Source organism: Streptomyces durbertensis (genome assembly GCF_014156695.1).
Lineage (GTDB): Bacteria > Actinomycetota > Actinomycetes > Streptomycetales > Streptomycetaceae > Streptomyces > Streptomyces durbertensis.
The window spans coordinates 1-14,015 of sequence record NZ_WMLF01000109.1 but is presented as its reverse complement, the minus strand read 5'-3'; the positions used below and the strand labels follow the sequence as shown (position 1 = coordinate 14,015).

Annotated in this window: 18 protein-coding genes and 3 pseudogenes; 5 read left to right on the top strand and 16 right to left on the bottom strand. The window is 71.8% G+C overall.

All coding sequences use genetic code 11. The features are described from left to right. Positions 1-137: 137 nt before the first annotated feature. Positions 138-503: a hypothetical protein gene (locus GL263_RS10165; protein ID WP_182855280.1), complete on the top strand. Its 366-nt coding sequence runs from the start codon at positions 138-140 to the stop codon at positions 501-503. A 166-nt stretch (positions 504-669) separates the two neighbouring features. Here the strand turns inward: GL263_RS10165 and GL263_RS10160 are convergent, their stop codons facing one another. Genes GL263_RS10160 through GL263_RS10150 form a run of 3 tightly spaced genes read right to left on the bottom strand, consistent with a single transcriptional unit; the run spans position 670 to position 4,138 of the window. Next, positions 670-1,554: an SDR family oxidoreductase gene (locus tag GL263_RS10160; protein WP_182855279.1), complete on the bottom strand. Its 885-nt coding sequence runs from the start codon at positions 1,552-1,554 to the stop codon at positions 670-672. After that, positions 1,551-2,576, bottom strand: coding sequence for an alpha/beta fold hydrolase (locus tag GL263_RS10155; protein WP_182855278.1), 1,026 nt, complete (start codon positions 2,574-2,576; stop codon positions 1,551-1,553). The genes GL263_RS10160 and GL263_RS10155 overlap by 4 nt, the downstream gene beginning before the upstream one ends. Further along, positions 2,573-4,138, bottom strand: a complete 1,566-nt coding sequence (locus tag GL263_RS10150; protein ID WP_182855277.1) for a flavin-containing monooxygenase — start codon at positions 4,136-4,138, stop codon at positions 2,573-2,575. The genes GL263_RS10155 and GL263_RS10150 overlap by 4 nt, the downstream gene beginning before the upstream one ends. 193 nt (positions 4,139-4,331) lie before the next feature. Between GL263_RS10150 and GL263_RS10145 the strand changes: the two genes are divergently transcribed. Next, positions 4,332-5,144: a MerR family transcriptional regulator gene (locus GL263_RS10145; protein ID WP_182855276.1), complete on the top strand. Its 813-nt coding sequence runs from the start codon at positions 4,332-4,334 to the stop codon at positions 5,142-5,144. Positions 5,145-5,167: 23 nt separating this feature from the next. Here the strand turns inward: GL263_RS10145 and GL263_RS10140 are convergent, their stop codons facing one another. The 3 genes from GL263_RS10140 to GL263_RS10130 all read right to left on the bottom strand — a co-directional run bounded on the left by GL263_RS10140 (position 5,168) and on the right by GL263_RS10130 (position 6,166). Beyond that, the gene (locus GL263_RS10140; RefSeq protein WP_182855275.1) at positions 5,168-5,359 is read right to left on the bottom strand and encodes a hypothetical protein; all 192 of its coding nucleotides are present in this window, start codon (positions 5,357-5,359) and stop codon (positions 5,168-5,170) included. Positions 5,360-5,444: 85 nt separating this feature from the next. Continuing rightward, on the bottom strand, positions 5,445-5,828 hold the full coding sequence (locus GL263_RS10135) for a type II toxin-antitoxin system VapC family toxin (RefSeq protein WP_323379330.1): 384 nt from the start codon (positions 5,826-5,828) through the stop codon (positions 5,445-5,447). A gap of 8 nt (positions 5,829-5,836) precedes the next feature. Then, on the bottom strand, positions 5,837-6,166 hold the full coding sequence (locus tag GL263_RS10130) for a hypothetical protein (protein ID WP_182855274.1): 330 nt from the start codon (positions 6,164-6,166) through the stop codon (positions 5,837-5,839). 300 nt (positions 6,167-6,466) lie between these two features. Between GL263_RS10130 and GL263_RS10125 the strand changes: the two genes are divergently transcribed. Further along, on the top strand, positions 6,467-6,685 hold the full coding sequence (locus tag GL263_RS10125) for a hypothetical protein (protein ID WP_182855273.1): 219 nt from the start codon (positions 6,467-6,469) through the stop codon (positions 6,683-6,685). Here GL263_RS10125 and GL263_RS10120 read toward each other — a convergent pair. Further along, complete coding sequence (locus GL263_RS10120) at positions 6,682-7,212, bottom strand: SRPBCC family protein (protein ID WP_182855272.1); 531 nt, start codon at positions 7,210-7,212, stop codon at positions 6,682-6,684. The two genes, GL263_RS10125 and GL263_RS10120, sit on opposite strands and share 4 nt — an antisense overlap. Before the next feature lie 62 nt (positions 7,213-7,274). On the opposite strand from GL263_RS10120, the gene GL263_RS10115 reads away from it, so the two are divergent. Beyond that, positions 7,275-7,856, top strand: coding sequence for a TetR family transcriptional regulator (locus GL263_RS10115; protein ID WP_182855271.1), 582 nt, complete (start codon positions 7,275-7,277; stop codon positions 7,854-7,856). Between the two features lie 109 nt (positions 7,857-7,965). Here GL263_RS10115 and GL263_RS10110 read toward each other — a convergent pair. The 5 genes and pseudogenes from GL263_RS10110 to xth form a co-directional block, all read right to left on the bottom strand. Beyond that, positions 7,966-8,103, bottom strand: a pseudogene (locus GL263_RS10110) (exodeoxyribonuclease III); the annotation flags it as partial. A 123-nt stretch (positions 8,104-8,226) separates the two neighbouring features. Continuing rightward, positions 8,227-8,628, bottom strand: coding sequence for a hypothetical protein (locus GL263_RS10105; RefSeq protein ID WP_182855270.1), 402 nt, complete (start codon positions 8,626-8,628; stop codon positions 8,227-8,229). A gap of 235 nt (positions 8,629-8,863) precedes the next feature. Further along, on the bottom strand, positions 8,864-9,910 hold the full coding sequence (locus GL263_RS10100; RefSeq protein WP_182855269.1) for a hypothetical protein: 1,047 nt from the start codon (positions 9,908-9,910) through the stop codon (positions 8,864-8,866). 814 nt (positions 9,911-10,724) lie between these two features. Further along, positions 10,725-10,847 (bottom strand): annotated as a pseudogene (locus GL263_RS28330) (XRE family transcriptional regulator); the annotation flags it as partial. Positions 10,848-10,965: 118 nt separating this feature from the next. Then, complete coding sequence (gene xth, locus GL263_RS10095; protein WP_182855268.1) at positions 10,966-11,778, bottom strand: exodeoxyribonuclease III; 813 nt, start codon at positions 11,776-11,778, stop codon at positions 10,966-10,968. 26 nt (positions 11,779-11,804) lie between these two features. Between xth and GL263_RS10090 the strand changes: the two genes are divergently transcribed. Beyond that, positions 11,805-12,296, top strand: coding sequence for a GNAT family N-acetyltransferase (locus GL263_RS10090; protein WP_182855267.1), 492 nt, complete (start codon positions 11,805-11,807; stop codon positions 12,294-12,296). Positions 12,297-12,348: 52 nt separating this feature from the next. Here the strand turns inward: GL263_RS10090 and GL263_RS10085 are convergent, their stop codons facing one another. From GL263_RS10085 to GL263_RS28315, 4 genes and pseudogenes are all read right to left on the bottom strand, one after another. Continuing rightward, positions 12,349-12,912, bottom strand: a complete 564-nt coding sequence (locus GL263_RS10085; RefSeq protein WP_182855281.1) for a GTP-binding protein — start codon at positions 12,910-12,912, stop codon at positions 12,349-12,351. A gap of 106 nt (positions 12,913-13,018) precedes the next feature. After that, a complete protein-coding gene (locus GL263_RS28325) occupies positions 13,019-13,375 on the bottom strand; it encodes a DUF742 domain-containing protein (RefSeq protein ID WP_182855266.1) in 357 nt (118 codons plus the stop codon). Next, positions 13,372-13,830, bottom strand: coding sequence for a roadblock/LC7 domain-containing protein (locus GL263_RS28320; protein WP_182855265.1), 459 nt, complete (start codon positions 13,828-13,830; stop codon positions 13,372-13,374). Before GL263_RS28320 ends, GL263_RS28325 begins: the two co-directional genes overlap by 4 nt. Further along, a pseudogene (locus GL263_RS28315) lies at positions 13,827-14,015 on the bottom strand (hypothetical protein); the annotation flags it as partial. The pseudogene GL263_RS28315 and the gene GL263_RS28320, both read right to left, overlap by 4 nt.

Sequence of the window (14,015 nt, the reverse complement as noted above, 5' to 3'; positions counted from 1 at the left end):
AGACAGGATTGAACATGGCCTGACTGCCGGGGGGTTGGCGCGGGCCGCCACCTGGCCGGACCTGTCCGGAATGCGGTGGATGTCACCCCGTGCAAGGCTGTTTCACGGCCCACTCGAACCACATTTGGGAGTGACACATGGGCATGTCAGACCAGTTCCGGGACAAGGCGCAGCAGGCGGCGGACCGGGCGAAGGAAGCGTTCGGCGACCGCGCCGAGAAGGAACAGCAGCGCCGAGCCCAGGAACAGGGCGGCCGGCAGCAGGGCGGCGCGGAACGCGGCTCGCCCGGCGGCGGTCAGCGCGGCGCGCAGGGCGAGCGGCAGCGGCAGCCCGAGCGCGGCAGCCGGGAGCCGGAGCGCGGCAGCCGGGAGCCCCAGCGCGAGGGCACCCGAGAACGCGGCGCCCCCGACCCGGGCGCCCGCGAGCGGCAGGGCCGCACCGGCCCGACCGAGCGCCGCACCGGGCACCAGGAGAGCCTGGACGACGCCTGGGACGAGCGCTGAGGCCGAGCACCGGCGGGCGACGCCGCGTAGCCGGCACCGCCGCGTAGCCGGCACCGGGGGCGCGTCCGTCGCCGGACGCGCCCCCGGTCACGCCCGGCGAACCCTCCGCCGGACGCCCCGCCTCCCCGCGGTCTCCCTGGCCGGGCCGTACGGCCCGGCCCTCGTCCTATCCCCGCCGTTCCTTCTCGTCGGCCGCGCCGCCGGCGCCGACCAGACCGCGCGGAGCACCGCCACGGCCAGCCAACTTCTCCTGCACCCCGGCCAGTTGACGGGGCCCGAAGACGCCGATGAACGAGGGCAGGTAGCCCCGGATCGGCTGCATGCCGCGCAGCCACCACTGCGCGTACACGTGCGCCGCCCGCCGCTCCACGCCCGAGACGATCCGGTCGACCGCCGGACTCAGCTCGTACGTCTTGTTCGCCGGCCACGGCAGTCTGCGCCGCACGTCGCGCAGCACCTCGTCCTCGTCGGCCCCGCGCACCATGTCGGTGTCCGTCCAACTCAGGTACGCCACACCCACCTTGACGCCCCGGTGCGCGACCTCCGCGCGCAGGCTGTGCGCGAACGCCTCCACCCCGGACTTCGAGGCGCAGTACGCGGTCATCATCGGCGCGGCCGTGATCGCGGCGAGCGAGGCGATCTGGAGCAGGTACCCGCGCGACTCCGTGAGCAGCGGCAGGAACGCCCGCCCGGTGACCGCCGAGCCGATCAGGTTGACCTCGACGACCCGCCGCCAGGCGGCCGGGTCGCTGTCGGCGAACGGCCCGCCCTGCGCGACACCGGCGTTGGCGATCACCACGTCCACCTTGCCGAAGCGCGCCTTCACCTCCTGCGCGACCTCCGCCATCGCGACGTGGTCGGTGACGTCGGCGTGCCAGTGGTCGGAGTCGGTCGGCAGGGCCGCGCAGACCCGCTTCAACTCCTCCGGTTCCAGGCCGACCAGCGCCAGCCGGGCGCCGCGTGCGGCGAGCTTGCGGGCGAGCAGTTCGCCCACCCCGCGCGCGGCGCCCGTCACCACGACAACCTGGCCGTCCAACACCGTGCGGCTCATGAACCCTCCTTGACGGCTCGGCGCTTCGCGGTCCCGCGCTTGCCGGCTCCGCGGTCGGTCTGTTCGTGTGCGTCTGGCCGGGGCGTCCTGTCGGCCTCCGACGGGCGGAGGTGGTCGGTCGCCAGGCCTCTCAGCACCCCGGCGACCGCGTCCGGCGCCTCCAGCGGCGTCATGTGGCCGAGGCCGGGCAGCCGGTGCAGCTCGGTGAGGTGGGGCAGCGCGGCCGCCAGCCGGCGGGCGTGCGGGTAGGGGGTGAGCCGGTCCCTGGTACCGGCGACGACGGCCGTCGGCACGTCCAGTGCCGCCACTCTCGCGGTGAGGTCGAGACCGGCCAGCACCCCGCCCCACGCGGCCCGCACCCGACGCGGGCAGCCGTGCACGATCCGGGCGGCGGCGTCCACCGCCTCCGGGGCGGCGTCCGGGCCCATCGTCGCGTACTTGATCATCTTCCGTCCGAGCGGGGTGACCGGGCCGAGCGGCAGCGTGGCGGTCAGCAGCAGCCTGTGCGCCGGCCCACGCAACCGGGCGAACGGCACCGGCACCACCCGCGAGTCCCCGGGCAGCCGTTGCGCCCCCGTGCTGCACAGCATCAACGCGGCGGCGTGCTCCCTGAGTTCGGGGCTTCCTGCGGCCGCCATCAGGGTCATGCCGCCCATCGAGTGCCCGCCGACGACGGCCTTCTCACCGGGCGCCAGCACCGCGTCGAGCACGGCGCACAGGTCGTCGGCGAGCGTGGCGGTGCTGTAGCCGGTCGGCCCGCCGCCGAGCCCGGCCGGACTGCGGCCGTGCCCCCGCTGGTCGTAGACGACGACGCGGTGGCCGTCGGCGGTGAGGTCCCGGATCACCGGGGCCCAGAACGCCGTCGAGCAGGTCCAGCCGTGGGCGAGCACCACCGGCGGGCCGTCGGCGGGACCGTGGCTCTCGGCGTGCAGCAGCAGCCCGTCGGGGGCGGTGACGGTCAGCTCCCGGTCCGGTCTCGGCGGGGCGAACACGCCTGTCGTGGCGTGGCGTTCACGGCTCATGCGGCAGCCTCCTGCTTCGACGAACGACCGGCGGGCCCCGGCACCCCGCCCACGGCCCGCGCCTTCGGCCGCAGCACCGCGTACTCCTCCAACCGGACCTCCCGCGTGAGGCGGCGGAACTCGCCGGTGGTGCCCGGCCACACCGTGGTGTTGCGGCCGTTCGCGTCCAGGTACCAGCTGTCGCAGCCGCCGGTGGTCCACACCGTGCGCCGCATCCGGTCCTGCACGAACTTGTTCCATGCGTGCACGGCGGACGGCCGCGCGTCGAGCGCCACCCGGCCACCGAGCACGTCCATCTGCCGCAGGTGGTCCACCATGTAGTTCAGCTGGGCCTCGATCATGAGGATCATCGAGCTGTTGCCGAGCCCGGTGTTGGGGCCGATGATCGTCAGGAAGTTGGGGAAGCCGGCCGCGCTGGCGCCGCGCAGCGACTCCATGCCGTCCTTCCACGCCTCCGCCAGGGTCACGCCGCCGGCGCCCTTGACCTTGCGGGCGATCGGCATGTCCGTGACGTGGAAGCCGGTGCCGAAGACGACGGCGTCCACCTCGGTCTCGGTGCCGTCGGCCGCGACGAGCGTGTTGCCGCGCACCTCCTTCAGCCCCGACGCGACCAGGTCGACGTTGGGCTTCGCCAGCGCCGGGTAGTAGTCGTTGGACAGCAGGATGCGCTTGCAGCCGATCCGGTAGTCGGGCGTGAGCCGGCGCCGCGTCTCCGGGTCCTTGATCGCCCGGCGCATGTGCGCCAGCGCCAGCCGCTGCACCAGGCCCAGTTCCTGCGGCCGCTTGGTGAAGGCGCTGACCTGGAGTTCCCGCACGCCCCACAGGATCTGCCGGCGCAGCGTCGCGCTCATCGGCACCTTCGCGTGCAGCCAGTGTTCCAGCCCGCTGATGCGGCGGTCGACGCGCGGCATGACCCACGGCGGCGTGCGCTGGAAGAGGGTGAGGCGGCCGACGGTCGGCTGGATGGCGGGGACGATCTGGATCGCCGACGCGCCCGTGCCGATCATCGCGACGCGCTTGCCGCGCAGGTCGTAGTCGTGGTCCCACTCCGCGGAGTGGAAGACCTTGCCACCGAATCCCTCCAGGCCCGGGATGTCGGGGATCTTCGGATCCGACAGCGGCCCGGTCGCGGAGACCACGACGTCGGCGGTGAGCGTGCCCCGGGACGTCTCGACCACCCAGCGCAGCTCGTCCTCGTCCCAGGTCAACTGTTCGACGTCGTGGTGCGGCCGGATGTGCGGACGCAGCCCGTAGTTGTCGGCGACGCCCTCCAGGTAGGCGTGGATGTGCGCCTGCCCGGAGAAGCTGCGCGGCCACCGCGGGTTCGGCGCGAAGGAGAAGGAGTAGAGGTGCGAGGGCACGTCGCAGGCGCACCCCGGATACGTGTTGTCGTGCCAGGTGCCGCCCACACCGCCGCGGCGTTCGAGCACCACGAAGTCCGTGATCCCCGCCCGGCGCAGCCGCACGGCGGCGCCGAGGCCGCCGAAGCCCGATCCGATCACCGCCACCCGTACGTGTTCGCGTCCCGCCTGTGCGCGCCGCGCCTGTTCGCGTTCGGCCATGCCGCCGCCTCCCGACCATGCGTCCCGACCATGTGACGCCGGCGGAGTCCGCACCCCCGCCGACTGTGCCAGTAATCACTGGCACGATTCGCAGGCTAGAGCAGCTTCGTACCGAGCGGTAGGGGGCGGGACGCGAAAGTTACCGGGAGTTGCACCAGGGGTTCCGGCCCGCCCGCCGACATAGGCTGACCGTGTGGGGACCAGCGAAGAACAGCAACACACACCGGCGAACGCGCCGACCCCGGCGACCCCGGCGGGACAGGCGCCGACCGGCGACGCCGGCCAGCCCGCGCCCGGCCGCGAGTACCGCGCCGCCGAACTCGCCGAGGCCGCCGGCATCACCACCCGCACCCTGCGCTTCTACCGCGAACGCAAACTGCTGCCGCCACCCCGCCGCGAAGGCCGCATCGCCTGGTACGACGACCACCACCTCAACCGCCTGCACACCATCACCGCGCTCCTCGAACGCGGACACACCCTCGGCGGCATCGCCGAACTCCTCGCCGCCTTCGAGAAGGGCCGCGACTCCCACAGCGCCGCCGAACTCCTCGGCCTCACCGAAGCCCACACCCCGCGCTTCTCCGAGGAGACACCCGTCCGCCTCACCCCCGAGGACCTGGCCTCCCACTTCCCCGGCGAGGACACCCCGGAGAACCTCTCCGCCGCACTCGACCTCGGCTACCTGTCCGTCGAAGGCGACGAGATCGTGCACGTCAGCCGCCGACTCCTCGACGCCTCCGCCGCACTCGTCCGCGAAGGCATCCCCCTCGCGGACGTCCTCGCCACCGGCGCCCACGTCCGCGCCCAGGTCGACACCATCGCCGAACTCTTCGCCGAACTCCTCAAACGGCACCTGCTCGGCGACGACGCCGCCACCGAACACGTCCTCGAAGCCGTCGACCGCCTCCGCCCCCACGCCAAACAGGTCGTCGAGGCGGAACTCTCCATGGCCTTGGACCGCAAGGTCCGCGGCGAGGTCGAAGCCTGGCTCGCGGACCGCGGGTAGGGCGCGGTGAGGCGCGGGGCGCCTCAGGCGTCCCGCTTGCCGCCGTCCATCTCGGCGCTGCCCTCGGCAGCGCCCAGCGCCAGATCCGGCGCCGACGAGCGCCCGTCGTCCTTCTTCGCCTCCGACTCCTGCGAAGGCTGAACGGTCGGCGTCGCCAGCGACGCCACCACACCGACGGCAAACGAGGCGATCGCGAGCATGCTGCGCTTCTTCATACCCGGCGCAACGATCCACCACCCCGAACGGTTACGCCGAACCGGTCACCCCACCGTCGCGCACGCGCCGGCTCGGCGCCCGGTGTCACACCGCAACCACACGCACCCGGTCACCACAGAGCTTCTGCATGTCATCCGCGTCCGAGGTGACCACAACGCGAGGGCCGGAGTACCCCAACGCCGTCGCCGCGACAACGGCGTCGATCGCGTACCTGTGGCCATGCAGGTCCGCATCGCGCAGGAGGTCGATGGCCCGCCAGGTGATCGCCTCGGTGACCGGAAGCACCTGAAGCCGCGAAACATGCCAGCGGAAACGCTCCATGTTCAGCTTGCCGTGCCACGCCTCGATGAGCGTCAGATCACTGACAGCGACCAAGGTGTCCTTGGACTGGGCCTTCCGCAACAGCGCGGTGACGCGAGCGTCGTTGTTGATGAACCTGCTGAGCCCTTCACTGTCCAGCAGCAGCACGCCATGACTCAGCTGGCCTCGCGCCCGCCCCACTCCTCACCCCCGTGCCCGTGGGCCTCGTCGCCCGCCTCGTCGGCGAGCGCCTCGGCGTCGCGGAAGATCTCCGAAGCCCACTCCTCGATCTCCGGCGAGGGGGCGCCGATCTCCGCCTCTTTCTCCTGGAGCAGTTCCTCAAGCAGGTCGCGCTGTATCTGCCGCTCCACGGCCGCGCTGACGTACGCCGAGAAACCGCGCGCCCCGACCCGGGCCTTGACCGCCGCGACGCGACCGGCCGGCATGGACACGCTCACCTTCTGAGCGGGCCCCGCGTCCCGTTCGTACTCGCCAGTGGGTTCCATGCACACGAGAGTAGCAAAGCAAGTAGGAAGAAGTCGGAGAGTGCATCGGCGCAGCACCCGGCAGGCACCGGCGACAGGGCAACGCGATGCACGCACTCCGGGACGTCACTCGGCGGCAAGGGTGCCTGACCGGGCTCGCCCTTCAGAGCTCCTCACCGTGTTCGGCGAAGCGGTCGCCGAACATCCCGACGGGGCCCCGGCGCTCCGCCGGTGAACACCTCCCGCGCCCGCTCGGCACAGTCGGACCCGACCTGGAGCACCGGGCGGGGCGGCGGCGCGTGCACGCCGTAGGCTGCGGGCATGGGACGACCCGGGGGCTTCAGTTACAGCGAACAGGCGGACGGCACCGTTGTCATCACCCACCACGGCCGGGTCGCGACCCGGCTGCGCGGGCCGCGGGCGGCGGAGTTCCTCACGGAGGTGGCACGCTCGGACGCCCAGCTGGTGATGGCCCGTTGGACCGGCGCCTACAAGCACGGCAACGAACGCGCCGCCCGCCAGCACCCCCGCAACCGCTAGCGGCGGCTCAGGGCCGTCGCCACCCGTGGGCGGCGCCGCCCACGGGTGGCGACGGCGCGGAGCAGGCGCACGTACGGCGACCAGCGGGCCGGGTGGGCGACGGTTCCCGTCGTGGCGCGCTCGGCCCGGTCGAGGGCGTCCTCCAGGAGCGCGTCGTGCAGCGGTCGGAACGCCAGCGGCCAGGTGAGCCGGGCCAGGCCCTTGGGTGACATGGTCAGGGTGTGGTGGAGCCGGGCACGCCCGGGGCCGGCCGGCAGCACGGCCAACTCGTGGAACCCGTCGAAGCCGCGGGGCCGGGTGAACTCGAAGCGGATCCAGCGCCCGGGGACGTAGCCGGCCACCGTGTACCCCACCGGCTGGTGGCCGCCCACCGCGCCCGGGCCGAGCGGCCGGTCGAACTCCAACGGCGGCCAGTCGCGGCGGGGCCACAGCAGGTCGTTCTCCCCCGCCGCCAGGGTGTCGATGAGCGCTCCCACCTCGTCCTCGTCCGCGACCAGCAGGCGCTCGTGCACGTTGTAGACGGCCATGGGCCCTCCCCTCATCGTTTTGGAGACTCTCCTCCAATAAAGTAGAGGCTACTCTCTGATTCATGGCGAGACCACCCCGCTTCGACGCCGACCAGCTTCTCGACGCGGCCGTCCGGCTCGCCGCCGCGGGCGGGCCGGCCGCCGTCACGATGTCGGCGGTCGCCCAGGCCGTCGGCGCCCCCAGCGGCTCCGTCTACCACCGCTTCGCCGGACGCCCGGCGCTCCTGGCGGAGACGTGGCTCCGGACGGTCGAGCGCTTCCAGGAGGGCTGCCACGCCGCCCTCGTGCGGGAGAGCGAGCCCCGCCGGGCGGCGCGCGCGGTCGCCCGGCAGGTGGTCGGCTGGTGTCGCGCCCACCCGGAAGAGGCCGCCGTCCTCCTCTACGGCGCCGACGACTTCGGACTCGCCGACTGGTCCGAGGAACACACCCGGCGCGCCGACCTGGGCAACAAGCGGGTGTTCGCCTCCCTGAAGGCGCTCGCCGAGAGCCTCGGCGCCACGGACGAGCCCGGCCGGGCGCGCGTGACCCTCGCCCTGGTCGACCTGCCGCTGTCCGTGGTCCGCCGCCACCTGCGCGCGGGCACGCCCCTGCCGCCGTACGCCGAGGACCTCACCGAGGAGTGCACGGCCGCACTCCTCGGCTAGCCCGCCGCCCCCGAACGCCTACCGGCGAAGGCGGCTCGCGGCGGAACGGGAGACCGTCGGCTGTGGCGCCTTCGAGCGGCGCTCGGGCGGGGGCGGCGGTGCGGAGGCGTCAGCGGGTGTAGGTGACGGCTACCGGGGCGTGGTCGCTCCAGCGTTCGGGGTGGGAGGGGGCGCGTTCGACCTCGGCCTTGACGGCCGTGGCGGCGAGGCCCGGGGTGGCCACGTGGTAGTCGATGCGCCAGCCCGCAAATCGGGAGGCATAACGAGCCCCGACTCTGATCCCACGCGCGGTGCGCACTGCGGGCGCTGGACGGGCTCGAGGGAGTCGTCCAGCGCCCGTTTCGGCGTGGGACCACGCCTCGGTCACTTCCTACCAGTCGTACTCGGACGCCCCTGCCAGAGCACATTCGGGCAGGTCTTCAGGGCCCGAGCACAGGACGACCTCGAATCCCAGGCGGTGTACCAGGGTCTGTCCGGCCGACTCGTACGTCACGGCGAGAATCGCGCCGCGCGCCGTCCGGTCCGTCGGCTTGTTGAGTTGCAGCGCGAGCTGCATCGGCTCGCCGGTACCCACATCGCCGTCACCGGAACCGTCTTTGGACGCCGAGTCAGAGCAGACCGTGTCCACCCGGGAGTTGCCCGGCTTGAACCCCAGGGCCGACAGCGTTCCGTCAACATCGCCGTCCGTGTTCCAAACGGCCTTGCGCACCGAGAAGTCCTCGACCTGCAAGCCGCCTTGGGTGTGCTCGAACGACACATCCGTGACCTTCACGGAGCCCGGCCTGTCAATGCACAGGGTCCAGTCGTACGACGAGTAGGGGGCGTTCGCGGCACGATCCGGCATGACAACGCCCGCGAACCCGTTGTCAGCTGGGATACGGGGCCCGTGTGCCGACTTCTCCCCAGCACACCCCATGCAGAGCAGCAGCCCGGAAACAATCACAGCGGCGGTCCAAGTGAACGATCTCACCGTTCTCGCACCGCCACGGGGACGGATCGCGCCGACGTCACCGGTTGTACGCCCCTGCCTGCGGAGAGCTGGCCCAGCCGTTCTTGGTGTTGCCGCACAGCTTGACCTTTCCCGAGATCTTCCAGGACATCTTCGTGCTCTTGCTCCATCCGGACTGCGCGCTCAGGCTGACGTGCGGCGTGTCAACGCCTGTGCTGAAGGTGGCGTTCCTTCCACTCGTCTTCGTCCGGGTACCGGAGCTGTAGGGGGTGCAAGAAGTCCATTTCGGCCGCTTGACCGTTGCCGGATCGGTGCCCAGTGCGTAGTACCCAACAGGCCGAATCTGATAGGAGTCGCCGACGATGCTGCAACCAGTACCCCTGTACTGGCGGTAGTTGACTCGGTTGTGCCACTTGTAGGCGCCCTTGCGGGTGTCCTCCGAGCTGGCTCCGAACGACCTCGAAGCTGTCCCGCTCTGACTCCATGTCCTGCTGGCCGCGCCCTTGATACCTATGCCCAAGGTGTGGGAGTTCCCCACTTCCTGGGTCAGCGTGACGGGAGCCCTACTCGATCCGACCACCGTCACGAACCGCTCCTTGCGATTGCGGTACCAGGTGTCAGTGGGCCTCCATGTGCACAAGGCTCCGACCTCCCCGGAGGCCGCGCCCTTGGCGGACTTGGCAGAGGGAACGGCGGTCGTCTCGACTCGGGCTGCCTTGGCAGCCGCCGCGGGAGCCAGAGGCTCGCCGTTCTCACCGACCCATGTCTCAGGCTCGTTGCCTTCTTCGGTGACCGAGGCGTTCTTGCCGAGATCGATGTTCAGATGGGTGGCCGACTTGCCCGCGGGGGCCCGATCAGCTGCGGCCATGGCAATCCGAGGGTTCTCCCAGGCATCACCCTGTCTTCCGGATTCATGGTTCACCGTGAAGTTCCAGGACACTTGCTCCTGACCGTCGTTGACGCGGAGCTCTATGTCCACCTGCCCGTCGGAGGTGATGTGATCGTCGCCGAGAATCTGCTCGTCCAGGGAAAGCGCGAAGCGCCCCGCGCCGTCAGCGGTCCCCCGGGAGACCACCTTCGTGTCAACGGTCTCGCCATCCTTCATCGATTCCAGGACATCGGCTGTCGGCCATGCGACGGCGGTAACCCGCGCGGCCGGAGTCGCGCGACCATCCCTCTGCACGACACCAGAGACGAACGTGTCGGGTGCGGCAGCCGGCGAAGCAGGCGCTCCGATCTGCATGGCGGCTGCCGGAGACGTGGTTCCCAACAGTAGGAGCGCGGTTCCCGCAGCCATGTACGCGTGCTTGGTCCCCAGCGAGAGTTCCTCCCGTACTAGATTGCCCCAGGCGCTGGTCAGTGCGCCAGGGGTTTCCGCGGAGAGTGGATCACGCGCATGTCCGACAACTGAAGCGAGTTGAGCGAAACATGAGGTGTGTACGGGGGCGATCTGGCCAGGGAGCGACCACGCCGCAGGACGCCTTAGCGGCGCCTGGGAGCGGCTCTTGGTACCGGTTCGGGACGCACGAAGAGGCTGCTGATCTGGCTGAATGTCGCGGTGTGCTCAAGAGGGCGACTCCGCGTGCGCGGGTGGGACAGTCAGCGCCCTTGTGGTGAGTGACGGGTCAGGTGGGGGGCGGTTCCGGTGGCGAGCATGTGTGAGCTGGCGGACAGCAGGTCCGGGTACGGCTCTGCCAGCCGCGCGGCTTCCACGGCGGCGCGGAACATGGGTGTGTCCTGGACCGGTTCGCCGGTGTGCTGTTCGGTGCCCTTGAGTACGGCCCACGCCGGGCACCGAGGAGGACGACGTCGTAGGAGTCGTCTGCGGCCGTGAGTTTGCGGGCGTCGCCGAGTTCGGCGGTCGCTCCGGTCTCGGGGGCCTGGTCGATGTGGCGCCTGTTGCGCGCACCGTGGCCCAGCGGCGAGCGGAGGTTGACCCACCGTTCAACGGACTTGGGATCAACGCCCGCCGCGTTGGCCAGATCGGCGTGTGTCCACCCCCTGGCCACCGTCCCCGCCCTGTGGCGTTCCTGTGGCCCCAGAGAGGCGGCAGGGAGTGGGCGGTACCGCCCGACACCGTGAGGCACGTCAAGCGCCCGTAGAGCGGCCCCGTCCGGCGACGGCGAGCAGCATGGCCGGGCGGGGCTTCCACACCCCGTGCTACGGGGCGAACACCGCCGTCACGGGCGCGTGATCACTCCACCGTTCCGCGTGACTCGCCGGGCGTTCCACGTACGCCTTCACCGCGCGCTCTGCCAGGCCAGGCGAACTGACGATAAGGTCGATGCGCCAGCCGGAGTTGTTGTCGAAGGCGCGGCCCCGGTAGGACCACCAGCTGTAGGGGCCGTCCTGGTCGGGGTGGAGGGCGCGGACGACGTCGGTGTAGCCGCCGTCGGCGGGGTCGAGGACGCGGGTCAGCCACGCGCGTTCCTCGGGGAGGAAGCCGGAGTTGGCGCGGTTGGCGCGCCAGTTCTTGAGGTCGGCCTCGCGGTGGGCGATGTTCCAGTCGCCGCAGACGAGGACCTCGCGACCGTCGGCGGCGGCGCGCTCGCGCAGTTCCTTCAGGTAGGGCAGGAAGGCGGCCATGAAGCGTTCCTTCTCGTCCTGGCGTTCCGTGCCGACCTCGCCGGAGGGGAGGTAGAGGCTGGCGACGGTGAGGCCGGGGAGGTCGGCTTCGAGGTAGCGGCCGGAGCCGTCGAACTCGGTGACGCCGAAACCGACGCGGACGGCGTCCGGCTCGCGGCGGGTGAGGAGCGCCACACCGGCGCGGCCCTTGGCCGCCGGGTCGAGCGCGGGCGCGTAGACGGCGTGCCAGCCGTCCGGCTCGCGGACCTCGGCGGTGAGCTGGGCGGACTCGGCCCTGACCTCCTGGAGGCACACCACGTCGGCGTCCGTCGCGGCCAGCCACGGCAGGTAGCCCTTCCGGGCGGCCGCGCGCAGCCCGTTCACGTTCACGGAGGTCACTTTGAGCATTCCTGCACCCTACATACGATGCGTTCATGCAGATCGTCACCCGCCGGTACGACCATCCGGACGCGCGGAAGCTGGAGGCCGAGGTGCAGCAGGAGTACGCCCGGCGCTACCAGAGCGACGGCGACAGCACCCCGCTCGACCCGGAGATGTTCACGCCGCCGCACGGTGTGTTCTTCCTCGCGTACGACGACGAGGGGCGGCCGGTGGCCACCGGCGGCTGGCGCGGGAAGCTGCCGGCCGGCGAGGGCTATGAGGAGGGCGACGCCGAGATCAAGCGGATGTACGTCGTCCCGGAGGCCCGTGGGCGGGGGCTGGCCCGGCGCATCCTGGCTCGACTGGAGGAGGACGCGCGGGCGGCCGGCCGGCTGCGCATGGTGCTGGAGACCGGCACGGAGCAGCCCGAGGCGATCGAGCTGTACACCTCCAGCGGCTACTCGCCGGCGCCCAGCAAGTTCGGGCTGTACCGGCACGAGCCGAAGAGCCGCTGCTTCGTGAAGTCGCTCACCGAGCAGGGCTGAGCGGGCCGAGCGGGCCGAGCAGGGCTGACGGGGTCCCCGCGAGGGCCGGCCGCTAGTAGACCTGGCCGGTGGCGAGGCGGTGCAGGTGCTGGACGAGGGCGATCAGCACGGCCTTGCCGTCCTCCCGGGAGCGGGCGTCGCAGTCGACGAGCGGCACGTGCGGCAGCAGGTCGAGCGCGTCGCGGATCTCCTGGTGGGTGTAGTGGGGGCCGCCGAAGTCGTTGCGGGCGACGATGAACGGCGTGCCGTGCTGTTCGAGCCGGTCGATGGCGTACCAGGAGTCGGCGAGCCGCCGGGTGTCGACGAGCACGACGGCGCCCAGGGTGCCGGCGAACAGCCGGTCCCACAGGAACCAGAAGCGTTCCTGACCGGGCGCGCCGAAGAGGTAGAGGACGGTCTCCTCGTTGAGGCTGATCCGGCCGAAGTCGAACGCGACCGTGGTCGCGGACTTGGCCAGCACGGCCGAGTTGTCGTCGACGTGCTGCCCGGCCTGCGTCATCGTCTCCTCGGTGTTGAGGGGACGGATCTCGCTGACCGAGCGGACGAGGGTCGTCTTGCCGACGCCGAAGCCGCCGACGACGACGATCTTCAGCGCGTTGCTGGCGGTGCTGAGCAGCGGCGTGCGGTCGGAGGGGAGGCCGGCGGCAGGCGCCGGCCCGGCGGGCGCGGCGGCCGGGTCGGGGGCCCCGGTGGCGGGGACCGGCCCCGTGGGGTCGGTCGTGTCAGAGGTTGCGGAGGCCAACGAGTACCTGCTCCAGGACGGTGGGATCCGGCAGTCGGGCCGGCTGCCGGCTGGTCTGTGGGTGTCGGGCGGTGATCCTGCCGGTCGCGAGGAGGTCGGACAGCAGGATCTTGACGATGCTGACGGGCAGCCGCAGCTCGGCGGCGATCTCCACGACGGCGGTCGGGCGGCGGCACATGCGCAGGATCGCGGTGTGCTCGGACTGCATGCCGGGGGTCGGCTCGAACTCGCTGACCACCAGGGTGACCAGGTCGAAGGCGTCAGAGCCGGCGCGGCTGCGGCCGCCGGTGAGGGTGTAGAGCCGGTCCGGTGTGTCGTCCCGGCCCGGCCGCCTCACGCGGCGCCGCCCTCGGCCTGCTGACGCGGCGGGGTGCTGAGGTGTTCGCCGAGCTGCTCGACCAGCTCGTTCATGTTGTGGCCGACGAGGCCGACGTCGGCCAGTTCGTCGGCGACGACGGCCAGGTGCGCGCCCTCGCCGGCCTCGACGATGAACAGCACGCCGCCGTAGAACTCGGCCATCGCCTGCCGCACGCCGCCGGTGCCGTCGCCGAACTCGACGGAGGCGCCCTGGGACAGGCTCTGGATGCCGGCCGCTATGGCGGCGAGCTGGTCGGCCTGGTCGACGGTCAGTTCGGGGGTGTGGCAGAGCTTGAGGCCGTCCCGGGAGAGCACGAGCGCGTGCCGGGCGCCTGCGGTGCGCTGGAGCAGGCTCTCCAGCAGCCACCCGAGTTCGGCCGCGTTACCGGTGGTCTGTAGCCGCTGTGCAGAGGCTCCGGCAAGGTGTGCGGTCATCGGACGTCGTCCTTCGATCGAGGTTGCGGGATGGGAGGGGTCGAGGGCGTGGGCGGCGCCGGCCGGGCGTGGCGCGGCGGTGCGCCGCCGTCCGTGGTGCCGTCCGTGGGGCCGCCGCCGAGTACGGCACGCCGGAACGCGCCGAACCGCGCGGCGGACTCGGCCGCGGAGCGCCGGGTCTGGGT

Excerpts from the sequence above, each read along its gene's own strand:
- GL263_RS10165 (WP_182855280.1), top strand. The coding sequence starts at position 138 with ATGGGCATGTCAGACCAGTTCCGGGACAAGGCGCAGCAGGCGGCGGAC.
- GL263_RS10160 (WP_182855279.1), bottom strand. The coding sequence starts at position 1,554 with ATGAGCCGCACGGTGTTGGACGGCCAGGTTGTCGTGGTGACGGGCGCC.
- GL263_RS10155 (WP_182855278.1), bottom strand. The coding sequence starts at position 2,576 with ATGAGCCGTGAACGCCACGCCACGACAGGCGTGTTCGCCCCGCCGAGA.
- GL263_RS10150 (WP_182855277.1), bottom strand. The coding sequence starts at position 4,138 with ATGGCCGAACGCGAACAGGCGCGGCGCGCACAGGCGGGACGCGAACAC.
- GL263_RS10140 (WP_182855275.1), bottom strand. The coding sequence starts at position 5,359 with ATGAAGAAGCGCAGCATGCTCGCGATCGCCTCGTTTGCCGTCGGTGTG.
- GL263_RS10130 (WP_182855274.1), bottom strand. The coding sequence starts at position 6,166 with ATGGAACCCACTGGCGAGTACGAACGGGACGCGGGGCCCGCTCAGAAG.
- GL263_RS10125 (WP_182855273.1), top strand. The coding sequence starts at position 6,467 with ATGGGACGACCCGGGGGCTTCAGTTACAGCGAACAGGCGGACGGCACC.
- GL263_RS10120 (WP_182855272.1), bottom strand. The coding sequence starts at position 7,212 with ATGGCCGTCTACAACGTGCACGAGCGCCTGCTGGTCGCGGACGAGGAC.
- GL263_RS10115 (WP_182855271.1), top strand. The coding sequence starts at position 7,275 with ATGGCGAGACCACCCCGCTTCGACGCCGACCAGCTTCTCGACGCGGCC.
- GL263_RS10100 (WP_182855269.1), bottom strand. The coding sequence starts at position 9,910 with ATGAAGGATGGCGAGACCGTTGACACGAAGGTGGTCTCCCGGGGGACC.
- xth (WP_182855268.1), bottom strand. The coding sequence starts at position 11,778 with ATGCTCAAAGTGACCTCCGTGAACGTGAACGGGCTGCGCGCGGCCGCC.
- GL263_RS10090 (WP_182855267.1), top strand. The coding sequence starts at position 11,805 with ATGCAGATCGTCACCCGCCGGTACGACCATCCGGACGCGCGGAAGCTG.
- GL263_RS28320 (WP_182855265.1), bottom strand. The coding sequence starts at position 13,830 with ATGACCGCACACCTTGCCGGAGCCTCTGCACAGCGGCTACAGACCACC.